This window comes from Streptomyces sp. NPDC050743 (assembly GCF_044456925.1).
Lineage (GTDB): Bacteria > Actinomycetota > Actinomycetes > Streptomycetales > Streptomycetaceae > Streptomyces.
The window spans coordinates 1-10439 of the sequence record NZ_JBITGJ010000169.1; the positions used below are offsets into that span (position 1 = coordinate 1).

The 10439-nt window shown below is 70.1% G+C and carries 8 protein-coding genes and 2 pseudogenes; 4 read left to right on the forward strand and 6 right to left on the reverse strand.

Annotated features, from left to right (window positions below; genetic code table 11):
• Positions 1–82: helix-turn-helix domain-containing protein (locus ACIBJF_RS49315; RefSeq protein WP_399184438.1), on the reverse strand; the 82-nt coding region annotated here is incomplete at its 3' end.
• A 61-nt stretch (positions 83–143) separates the two neighbouring features.
• On the opposite strand from ACIBJF_RS49315, the pseudogene ACIBJF_RS49320 reads away from it, so the two are divergent.
• Positions 144–290 (forward strand): annotated as a pseudogene (locus ACIBJF_RS49320) (IS5/IS1182 family transposase); the annotation flags it as partial.
• 413 nt (positions 291–703) lie between these two features.
• On the opposite strand, the gene ACIBJF_RS49325 reads toward ACIBJF_RS49320, so the two are convergent.
• The 3 genes from ACIBJF_RS49325 to ACIBJF_RS49335 all read right to left on the reverse strand — a co-directional run bounded on the left by ACIBJF_RS49325 (position 704) and on the right by ACIBJF_RS49335 (position 4007).
• Positions 704–1495 (reverse strand): alpha/beta hydrolase family protein, encoded by a 792-nt coding sequence (locus tag ACIBJF_RS49325; protein WP_399184432.1) that lies wholly within the window; start codon positions 1493–1495, stop codon positions 704–706.
• Between the two features lie 911 nt (positions 1496–2406).
• Positions 2407–2778 (reverse strand): cupin domain-containing protein, encoded by a 372-nt coding sequence (locus ACIBJF_RS49330; RefSeq protein ID WP_399184433.1) that lies wholly within the window; start codon positions 2776–2778, stop codon positions 2407–2409.
• A 494-nt stretch (positions 2779–3272) separates the two neighbouring features.
• On the reverse strand, positions 3273–4007 hold the full coding sequence (locus ACIBJF_RS49335) for an alpha/beta hydrolase (RefSeq protein WP_399184434.1): 735 nt from the start codon (positions 4005–4007) through the stop codon (positions 3273–3275).
• 973 nt (positions 4008–4980) lie between these two features.
• Here ACIBJF_RS49335 and ACIBJF_RS49340 point away from each other — a divergent pair.
• Positions 4981–5553: a hypothetical protein gene (locus ACIBJF_RS49340; protein ID WP_399184435.1), complete on the forward strand. Its 573-nt coding sequence runs from the start codon at positions 4981–4983 to the stop codon at positions 5551–5553.
• Positions 5537–6526: an L-threonylcarbamoyladenylate synthase gene (locus ACIBJF_RS49345; RefSeq protein WP_399184436.1), complete on the forward strand. Its 990-nt coding sequence runs from the start codon at positions 5537–5539 to the stop codon at positions 6524–6526. Before ACIBJF_RS49340 ends, ACIBJF_RS49345 begins: the two co-directional genes overlap by 17 nt.
• Before the next feature lie 30 nt (positions 6527–6556).
• On the opposite strand, the gene ACIBJF_RS49350 is transcribed toward ACIBJF_RS49345, so the two are convergent.
• Positions 6557–7198, reverse strand: a complete 642-nt coding sequence (locus ACIBJF_RS49350) for a carbonic anhydrase (RefSeq protein ID WP_399184437.1) — start codon at positions 7196–7198, stop codon at positions 6557–6559.
• A 512-nt stretch (positions 7199–7710) separates the two neighbouring features.
• Here ACIBJF_RS49350 and ACIBJF_RS49355 point away from each other — a divergent pair.
• The gene (locus ACIBJF_RS49355) at positions 7711–8913 is read left to right on the forward strand and encodes a PP2C family protein-serine/threonine phosphatase (protein ID WP_399184439.1); all 1203 of its coding nucleotides are present in this window, start codon (positions 7711–7713) and stop codon (positions 8911–8913) included.
• 626 nt (positions 8914–9539) lie between these two features.
• Here ACIBJF_RS49355 and ACIBJF_RS49360 read toward each other — a convergent pair.
• Positions 9540–10060 (reverse strand): annotated as a pseudogene (locus ACIBJF_RS49360) (Na+/H+ antiporter NhaA).
• Positions 10061–10439: the final 379 nt, after the last annotated feature.

Genomic DNA, 10439 nt, shown 5'->3' on the forward strand with positions numbered 1-10439 from the left:
TGCCGTCCAACGCCCACTGACGAAGCGTCATCGGGTGTATCCCGAGACGCTTCGCAGCCTTGGACATGCGCAGCAACTCCATGCACAGAACTATACATACACAACACTAGGGATTAATAATGAAGTTGATCAGCCTCGGGCCGAAGCCCCAGCGACTGCATGCCGACAAAGCCTACGACGTTCGCGATCTGCGGCGATCGCTGAACAGCCGATGCATCGGCGTCCGCATCGCCCGCACAGGAATCGACTCAAGTGAACGACTGGGCCGCCGACGGTGGGTCATCGAGCGCTGCTACAGATCGAGCCGGTCGTCCAGCCAGTCGAAGACGCGCTGTTCGAACAGGGCGCGGCCCATCGGCTCGCAGTGCAGGTGGGCGCCCTCCGCCTCGGTGAAGCGGACCAGGCGCTTGGGGCCGGGCAGGGCGTCGTACAGCTCCCGCGAGGCGCCCGGCCAGAAGTGTTCGCCGTCCGGGTCGGTGATCAGCAGGGGAGTGGTGATCCGGTTGACGACGGGTGTGAGGTCGTACCGCGCGACCTCGGTCAGCAGGTCGAACGGCGCGTCGATGCCGTACGGCTTGGCCCGCCAGCGTCACATCGCGGCGAGCGCGGGGTCCTGGCGCAGGCCCTCCTCGATGTAGCCGTTGAAGGCCTCACGGTCGCCGGACTCCCACAGGGCGCGCAGGTCCGGGCCCAGATTGTGCCATCAGCTGTCCACCACGCGGACCACTCCCGGATCGGCGACCGCGGCGGCGATCCGGTGCTCGAAGGCGAGTGCGCGCGGGACCCAGTAACCGGCCTGGCTGATGCCGGCCAGCGCGATCCGCCGGGGATCGACGTCCGGACGGGCGAGGAGGAAGCCCACGACAGGCGTGACGACGTTCTTCCAGTCGGGCCGGAAGGGCACTCCCTGTGCGAAGAGCATCGACTGCTGACCCGGGCCGTCGAACAACAGGGCGCGGCAGCCGCGTGCCACCGCCGGCGCGCCGAGCAGCGTCCAGGCGGAGCTGACCGGGCCGTCGCTGCCGTTGTTGACGATCAGCGTCGGCAGCGGCCCGGAGGCGTCTGGCGGGCTGACGAGATAGCCGGGCAGGGACGTGCCCTCGTACGGGATCGAGACCGGCTCTGCTGGGGGGTCCCAGGATCGCAGGAACCGGTCGAAGCAGGCGCGGTGCTCCGGGAACACCTCGCCCAGCCGCTTCTCGGGCTCCGCGACCGCGTCGACGCCCACCAAGGCCGTGCCGAGGTACCCGGCGGCGCGCAGCCAGGCGTCCCTGGCGCTGACCGTCCGCTCCTCGGCCGCGCCGCGCTCGGCCTGTTCCCGCACCCTGCGTCCCAGCTCCGCCCAGGCGGCGAACCACGCCTTCCCGTCCCCGTCGGCCACGGCGGCAGCGGTCGCCAGCACCTCGCCCACATCGGCGCCCTGCCGCCACGCGGAGCCGAGGGCGACCCGGATCTCGTAGTCGAACTGGACGTTCTCATGGAGTCGGCAGGTCATGGCGCCTTCGGACAGGCGGCTCCCGGACGGGGCGTACCGGCGCCCCGGTCGCCCGGAACGGAGCTTCACGGTAGCGGGCCGCCGCGCGGATCGCATCACGGCGGCATGCGGCCGGTGAGGGGCGACGGCACGATGGAAACGGCGGGGGACGGCCGTGAGGTTCGTCGACTCGGCACCCTGGTTGTCCGTCATCCTGTGCGGCCCCAGTCTGCTGGCGCTCGCGAAGGCTTCGTCCTGCACCGGAGCGACCCCGACGACATGAAGCTTCTGTCCCGCGTCTCGAACAACGCGACGAACGACGCCTCCTCAGCCCCACCACAGGTGCGCGGGTGGCGGGCCAGCCACCCGGGGCAGCTTCCGGTCGGCCGTGGAGGGTAGGTCCTGGGGCATCTCCATGGCCAAGTCGTCGGCGAGTTGGAGGATCGTGGGGCGGCCCTCCTGTAGGCCTGGCCAGGCGGCCGTTCCGCCCGCCTGGCCGCGGCCGACGGCCCGCGCCTCGCTCGAGAATTCGCCTCCTGTCCGAAATTGCCCTGGTGCGACGCTGCTCCAGGGTGGTCGGCGCAGCGCGCCGCCGGGTGCACAAGCCGGGCTGGGCTCATCTCCAGGGCATGTGGGGGCAGACTGCCGGAGCCCATGAAGAAGACCGCCGCGAAGAAGCAGCCGGCCAAGAAGGCCACGGGGAAGATGACGGCCGTGAAGAGGACGGCCGGCCGGAAGGCGAAGGGTACCTGAGGTGCGGCAGGCGTAGGGGTATCCCCCACCCGCCCGAAGGCGTTGGATGACGCGCCTGCCGCGCCCAGGAGCCTATCTACACGCCGGGGGCGCTATCGGCTGTGCTGCGCAGCCTCCCTGGCGGCCACCAGTTGCTGCTCGACCAGGGCGGGAAGAGAGAGCCGCAATGCCGGAGATCATCAAGGCTGGGTGAACCGTAGGTGTCGTCGTTCGGCCAATTCCTCCGCGCTCACCACCGTCAGAACCGGGGTACCTGGCGGCGCGAACATGGTCACCACCAACTCCGACTGCGCGTCCGGAAGGTTGTTGGCCCCCAGGTAGTGGATCACGTCGCCCCCGGGCTCGAAAAGGGCGTCACCGGCCTTGAGCACTCGGGGCGGCTGCCCTTCCAGCTCGAAGAGGATCTCGCCCTGGGCCACGTATCCGAAGAGCGGCCCGGGGTGCCGGTGCGGCGGCGCGCCGGGGTCACCGGGCGACAGGGTGACCCGGACGGTCCTGGCCTCGGAGCCTGCCGGTATCCCGGCCGTCGCCTCCGGCAGGGTAGCGATCACCTCAACGCCTGGGGGCAGGTTTGCGTGCTCAGCACTCATGTTTTTGTCCAATCGGGAAGTGTCCACAGCGAAGACAAGACGGCCTCCCGGTTTGTGACAGCCCTACGTTCCGAACCGGCCCAGGGCCACCGCGCTGTTCGCCAAGCCCGGCATCCCATCAGCAGCTCTTGAAGGCCAATGCGTCTGGCAGCTATGAGGAGGTGGCTGGGCATGACTGGGTGCTGTCCGGTGTGCTGCGTCCTCACCATCACCAGGCGGTGCAGAGGGCGGCCCGGCACGGCCTGGTGGAGCCGGCAGCATCTGCACACGGTTCGGGCGGTACTCGAAGTTGTGCAGAAGCCGGACGGTGCATGATGTCAGGGAGCACGGGCCCCTGCCGGGAGTTCGGCAGGGGCCCTCGGTGTGGAGTGCTGCACAGGGCCGGGACCTGTCCTCCATGAGCGGCGTGCCGGCCGCCGTCAGCTACCGTCTGCTGCCGGTCTGACGGCCCGGCCTCACTTCAGATGTCGGCTGAAGAACCGGGCCGCGGCCTCCGCCGCGAACTGTGGGACGCCGGTGTGCCCGCCCATGTTGGCGTGCAGGGACTTCTCCCTCGAGCCGAAGGCGTCGAACAGGTCCAGGGCCGCCTGCCGGTCGTTCCCTTCATCGTCCCACTGCAGCAGGACGTGCAGCGGAACAGTGACCTGCCGGGCCTCCTCGAACATGGCGCGAGGCACGAAACTCCCGGCGAAGAAGCCAGCGGCCACGATGCGCGGCTCGACCACCGAAAGCCGGATGCCGATGGAGATCAGTCCCCCCGAGTACCCGACCGGGCCGCCGATTTCGGGCAGCGAAAGGAGGGCGTCCAGGGCGGCCTGCCATTCCGGGACCGCCTTTTCGATCAGCGGAAGGATGAGGGCGTCGACGATCTCGTCGCTGACCGGCTCGCCGGCCTCGATCGCCCGGCGCAGGTCGGCGCGGGCCTGCTCGGCGGCGGGCCAGCGGGGCCGGTCGCCGCTTCCGGGGAGCTCGATGGTGGCCGTGGCGAAGCCCTCCGCCGCAGCGTGCCGGGCCCGGGCCACCAGTCGGGGGTACATCTGGCGCAGCCCGAGGGGAGGGTGGCCCAGCAGGATCAGCGGCGCCGGTGCGGATGCCGATGCGGGTGTCCACAGGATGCCGGGGATCTCGCCGAGGGTGAATTCGCGTTCGAGGACGCCGTCGTCGAGGCGCTGCTCGGAAGTGACATGCATGGTCGTGCCTTTCGGGAGTGCACTTAAACGGCGCTCCCGGACGACCTGTCTATCGCCCGACCGTGACCCCGGAGGGGAGCACCCATGTCGATTCTGCGTTCACGGGTACCACCTCCTCGATCTCTCGCACGGCCTGTGGAAATGTAGCAGTGGTCGCCCTTCGTCTGCCAAACGGGTTTTCGCGGGAGGCTCCGTGGCCGGGTACCACGGAGACACTGTGCGGAGCTACTTGCCCGTGTCGTCGCGACTTCGGCGAGTGGCGGCTGTGCGCCTCCACACCCTCGCCGCCGGCATCGACCGAGACCGCGACGCCGTCAGCGCCGGGTTTACCCTGCCCTGGAGCTCCGGTGTGGTCGAAGGCCATGTCAATCGGATCAAGATACTCAACAGTCGGATGTCGTACTCGGTCCAGCAATCGGAGATCTCGATGCGGACCTCGCTGTTGCAGCGGGCGCACAGCAAGTTCGGTCCGTTGAACTCGTCCCGCCGGCAACACCCGTAAAGCCGAGACGGGTCGGTGTGGGGCCGCAGGAGCACACCATCCAGCGGGTTGATCACCTAGGTGGCAAACGAACCAGCGGGACCGTACGGATCTGGGTCACCGGAAAGGAACCAACAGGCACTGTCGACGGGCCGTACGTGTAGTGCTCCCGGCCCCTCACTGAAGGCGGCGGCGTCCACCCACATTGCTCCAGCGGATTGGACAAGGGAGCGGTGCACGACCGACACCTGAATACGGCCAGCACCCCTGATACCTCATCCGTACGGGCGCGGCACGGAAGTTGTGCCAGAACCGGTTGTCACCTTGCGCAGTAAGGACATCCGTCCGACAGACGAGGGCCTGTTTGGGTGGCCGGTCAGGCGCTGGCCCGTCCGTCGGGTGCGGGCCTGTTCCGTGGGGGGCGGTTCCGCGGCCGAGCTGGCCCTGGCCACAGCGGCTCGCGCAGCCCGCTTCCCCCTGGGGACGGGCTGGATGCTCGCTGCGGTCTGCCGGGCACCGGGCGGGGTGCGGCGGCTGCCTGCTGCCGCCCCGCTGCTGGTGTTCCGCCGAGCGCTGGGGCCCTCGGGTGGCTGGTGGCTGCGCGACCCGGTCGAGGATGTCGTGCCGGTACGTACCTCGTGCCGAGTCACCCGCGCCGAGGCATCCGGCTCCACTGCCCGGCTGGAGCTCACCGGGCCGGGTGGTTCGGAGGGTCTGGCTGTTGACCATGTGCCGGCCGCCACCGGCTACCGCCTCGACATCGACGCGCTTGCGTTTCTCACCCCGACGCTACGGCGGCGCATCGTCTGCGCGCCCGGCTCCAAGGCCCCTCAGCTGACCAGTACGTTCGAAACATCCGTGCCTGGTCTGTACGTCGCTGGTTCGCTGGCCGCCCCGATGTTCGGCCCCATGATGCGCTTCGTCGCCGGGACGGAGTACGCCGCCGCTCGCGTTGCCCGCGATGCCGCCCGATGGGTCGTCGCTCCATGGGTATGGACCGGTCCCCAAAAAATGAGGGGAGCGGAACAGTGGGAGGATTGCCAGCGTGATGGCAAGTACCAGTGATATCGAGAAGGCGGCGGGCGTGCTGCGCGACGGCGGTCTGGTGGCCCTCCCGACCGAGACCGTCTACGGTCTGGGCGCCAACGCCGAGGACCCCGCCGCCGTCGCGCGCATCTTCCAGGTCAAAGGGCGACCCCCCTCCCACCCGCTGATCGTCCACATCGGCGGCGCGGAGCAGCTGGACGACTGGGTCCAGGACGTGCCCGCTACGGCGCGCCTGCTGGCCGAACACTTCTGGCCTGGGCCGCTCACGCTGGTCCTGCGACGCGGTTCCCGCGTGCCCCTCGAAGCGACGGGCGGCCTGGAGACGGTGGCCGTACGCGTGCCCGATCACCCCGTCGCCCTCGCGCTGCTGTCGGCCTTCGGCGGCGGTGTCACGGCCCCGTCCGCCAACCGCTTCGGCTCGGTCAGCCCCACCACCGTGGACCACGTCCGTGCCGAGCTCGGCGAGGCGGTCGACTTCGTGCTGGACGGCGGCCCCTGCGAGGTCGGTGTCGAGTCGACCATCGTCGACGCCACGGGCGCGATCCCGAGCATCCTGCGGCCCGGCGGGGTGACACGCGAGGACCTCGAAGCGGTGCTGGGGTGCCCGCTTGCGGTCCCCTCGACGAGCCGGGTTCGGGTGCCGGGCCAGCATCCGTCGCACTACGCGCCGCGTGCGCGGGTCGTCCTCGTCGAGCCGGAGAAGGTCGTCGCCGAGGCGGAGCTGGCGCAGGAGCTGGGGCACCAGGTGGGCGTCCTTCTGCCTGCCTCCTTCACCGACGCTGCGGTGAGGGTGCACGCCGTGGTGGCTCTCCCGGGTTCGATGGCCGCCTATGCGCGCGGGCTGTACGGGTTCCTGCGCGAGCTCGACCGGCAAGGGTGCGACCTGATCGTCGCGTCCTTGCCGGTGGAGGAGGGGCTGGGACTGGCGATCGCCAACCGGCTCCGCCGCGCCGCGGGGCCCCGGCCCTCCTCGGTACCCGGCCTCCAGTAGCACTGAACACCGGGCGGCCGACAGCGGGTTTCACCGTGTGGGGGCAGCAGCCCTGCTCAGGCCGTGGGAGGCGAACAGTTGTGCACTGCCGTCGGCCAGGCGGTAGGACAGGCCCACCACGGCAAGTCGGCCGGCGGACACTCGCTCCGCCAGCACGCGGGAGCGTTCCAGCAGCAGGTCGACGGTGTGCCGGATGTGCTCGGCCAGGATCTCCTCGGGCTGCTCGCGTCCGGCGGCGCGGGCCGCCAGCACACTCGGGGTCACACGCTCGACAACGTCACGGACGATACCGGCGGGCACCCGGCCGCCGTCGGCGGCGGCGCGGGCAGCTGCGATGGCCCCGCACGAGTCATGGCCCAGCACCACGACCAGCGGGCAGTCCAGCACACTCACGCCGTACTCGATACTTCCCAACGTCTCCGCGGCGACGACCTGCCCGGCGTTACGCACGACGAACAGATCCCCGAGCCCCTGGTCGAAGATGATCTCCGCGGCCAGCCGGGAATCGGAGCAGCCGAACAGCACCGCGAAGGGACTCTGGGCCGGGGCGGTCTCGGCGCGGCGTGCGGCGTCCTGGTTGGGGTGCTCGGGCAAGCCGGCCACGAACCGGTGGTTGCCGGCCAGCAGCATCTCGAAGGCATCGTCGGGAGTCGGCGTCAGGGTCTCGGTCATGGCGGAAGGCTACGGCCGGCCCCGCCAAATCGCGCGGCCGGTTCCGCGGACGGCGGCCTGCGCACCCTTTGCGGCCGGCACTCCCAGACGCCGGCGGTGTCGCTCTCGGTGGGCTCCTCGGTGCGCTGCGCAGCTGCTCGGCCCGCAACGCCCGTCCGCACCGCCTGGCCCTGAGTCAAGCCTCTTCCCGCCACGCTGTCGCTCGCCGACCGGCGAGGTCGGGCAGGGCAGGGGCGTACGCCCCAGGAGTTGATCTGCGGGGCGGCCGGTGGCCTTCCTGACGGCGCCGAGACCATCGGGCCGGGATACCGCACAGGGAGAAGGGTCCCGGCCAGGGCGGACGCCGGCTGGGGGTACGCAGCCGCGACCCGGGCTGCCCATGGGGAGCCCGGCGGGCGCGGGGGCAGGGCAGTTTGTAGATTGAAGAGGGAGTAACTCGCAGGGACACGCGTGTGACGGCATCGGAGATCGACTACACGGCGGTGTTCGCCGTCCTTCCGAGCCCGTGCCTGATGCTGGGCACGGACCTGGTGATCGCCGCTGCCAACCCGGCCTTCTGCGAGGTGACCGGACGCAGCCGGGCCGAGCTGGTCGGGCAGTACCTCTTCGATGTCTTCCCGGACAACCCCGCCGACCCGGAGGCCGACGGGATGGAGACGCTGAAGGCCTCGCTGCACCGGGTGCTGTCCTGCGGCCAGACCGATCACATGGCGCTGCAGAGGTACGACATCGCGGTCGCGGGCAACCCCGAGGTGTTCAAGGAGCGGTGGTGGACCGCGATCAACGTGCCCGTACTCGGCCCGGACGGGCGGGTCGCCTGGATCCTCCACCGGTCCGAGGACATGACCGACGTCGTCCGCGCCCGTCGCACCGCGCACCTGCCGTCGGTCCGCCCCGGCCGGGAAGCGGCCATGGAGGCCGAGCTGTACGCCCGGGCACGGCAGCTGCAGCGGCTCAACGAGGAACTTCGGCAGGCCCACGCCCGTGAACGGCGCATCGCCGTCGCCCCGCAGGAAACCATGCTCCACACCCCTGACCTGGCCCGGCACCCGAATATCGCCGTGCGCTACCTGCCTGCGACCGGAGCACTGAACGTGTGCGGTGACTGGTACGACGCAGTCGACCTGCCCGCGGGCCGCTTCGCTGTCGCGGTCGGCGACGTGGTCGGCCACGGGCTGATGGCCGCCACCGTCATGGGCAGGCTGCGCAGCGCGCTGAGCGCCGCCACCCGCGCCGTCCCCGGTCCCGCTCAGGCCCTGGAGATCCTGGGCGTGTACGCGCGCTCGGTCGAGGGAGCCCTGGCCGCCACCGCCGTCCAGGTCCTCGTCGACTGCCACAGCCACCTGCTCATCTACAGCAGCGCCGGCCACCCCCCGCCCGTCCTGCTGCACCCTAACGGCACGTGCGAACTGCTCGACCAGGCCACCGACCCACCGCTGGGTGCCCGACCCGAACACGTCCCCCGCCCTCAGGCCAACGCGACCTACACCCCGGGCGACACCCTCGTCCTCTACACCGACGGCCTGATCGAACGCCGCGGTGAGGACATCGACGCCGGCCTGACCCGCCTGACCGACATGCTCGCCACCTGCACCGGGTTCGGCGCGGAGCACCTCGCCGACGCCCTCCTGGCCGGACTGGACCTCACCAGCGGCGCAGCCGACGACATCGCCATGGTCGTCGTCCACCTGGACGCAACGACCCGACCGCCCTGACAAGGACGGTGCCGGAGACCGTGATGACCGTCTGCCGGAGCTTCTAGTGCACCAGCGGGGTCCGCGAAGTGAAAGAGATGTTTGCCGACCACGGAAAGCGGACGCGTAGATTCCGATCACCCGCCGGCCGAGGAAGAGGAAGATGCCGCAGATGTCCGCCCGGAACGTTCCATCCGACCCGCCTCTCGCCCCATCGCATCAGCAGCTGAACCACGAGGTTCTTGCCCGCTTCGACGCCTATGCCCGGCTGCGGGGACGGCGCGACAGCGTTTTCGATGCCGGCCGGACCTCTCCGCGGAGATGACCGGAGCCGATCAGGTTCTGCGGGTCTTTGCCACTGTCGCCGACGCCGAGGCCGCCCTGAGCAGCTGACGGCACCTTGCATGAGTCCACCCCGCCTCCGGTGTGTGGCCGCCGGTGGCGGGCAAGGGTTGTCCGCTGGGCGGCGACGTCCGTCGGAGTTGGCACATTTCCTCGCGTCGTCATGCCCAATCCCATAAAAGGTCGCGACTTGACCGCTACCCAGTAGCCGGGCACCCCCGGAAGATCGGTGCGTATGGGCGCGTACGCCGAGGTGGCCAGGCCGATCGCCAGGCCCACGACGACCGGGTCGACGCCGCTGCCCATCAGAGCCGCCCACATCGTGGTGCCCAGTGCGAGGACGAGGCCGCAGCCGCGACGGCCAGCGGGAGCCGCCGGATGCCGTGACTGTAGAAGGCGGCGATCACCAGGAGCGCGACCAGGTCGTCGACGACGAACAGTGTGAGTGGGAAAGTGCCGATCCTGGCTGGCAGGCGGCGGGACATGACGCTGAAGACACCGAGCGCCAGGGCGCTGTCGGTGGGTATGGCCGCCCAGCTGTGGGCAGTGGGTCCGACGTGATTGACGGCGAGGTAGATCCCGACCGGATGGCCATCGCCACCACCCCGGCTCCGACGGGCAGCAGGAGTCGGCGGTGCTCGCGCAGCTCTCCGAGGTCGAGTTCCCGGCGCGCCTCCAGGCCAACCAGGAGGAAGGAGAAGGTCATCAGCCCGCTGTCGATGCAGGTGCGCAGGTCCAGGCCCGGCTGACCGCTGCCTAGCCCCTGGCTCAGCCGCGCTTGCCACGCTGCCTCGTAGGCGGCGGGAAATGGGGCGGATGATTTCAGCTCATGCCGGCGGTGCCGTTTTGAGGCGGCCGTTGTCCGGTTCTGTGCCTGTCGGGCGAACCGTTTCTTCCGCTCTTTGCCGCGGCGGCTTCTTTCCCGCGGTCATCGCGGCGGCCGCACGGGCCAATTGCGCTTGCACCTGTTCGAACGCTCGCGCCCGTGACCGCTTGCGCTTGTGACTTCCGCTCATGCTCGTTCAACGCCCCCGCCGGGCGGTCCGTCACCGCAATTCCCCCGGATGGAGCACTCAACTCCGCCCGCAGGGCAATATCGTCCGACAACCACTTAGACGAGTCTTTCCGAACACGGTCAGTGGTCGTAGGCGGTCAGTGACCGGCTGACCGTCTGCCCGGTCTGGAAGTTGTGCCAAATCGCGGCG

Coding starts and splice junctions, on each gene's coding strand:
- ACIBJF_RS49325 (WP_399184432.1), bottom strand. CDS start 1,495: ATGACCTGCCGACTCCATGAGAACGTCCAGTTCGACTACGAGATCCGG.
- ACIBJF_RS49335 (WP_399184434.1), bottom strand. CDS start 4,007: ATGCATGTCACTTCCGAGCAGCGCCTCGACGACGGCGTCCTCGAACGC.
- ACIBJF_RS49340 (WP_399184435.1), top strand. CDS start 4,981: ATGCTCGCTGCGGTCTGCCGGGCACCGGGCGGGGTGCGGCGGCTGCCT.
- ACIBJF_RS49345 (WP_399184436.1), top strand. CDS start 5,537: ATGGCAAGTACCAGTGATATCGAGAAGGCGGCGGGCGTGCTGCGCGAC.
- ACIBJF_RS49350 (WP_399184437.1), bottom strand. CDS start 7,198: ATGACCGAGACCCTGACGCCGACTCCCGACGATGCCTTCGAGATGCTG.
- ACIBJF_RS49355 (WP_399184439.1), top strand. CDS start 7,711: ATGCTGGGCACGGACCTGGTGATCGCCGCTGCCAACCCGGCCTTCTGC.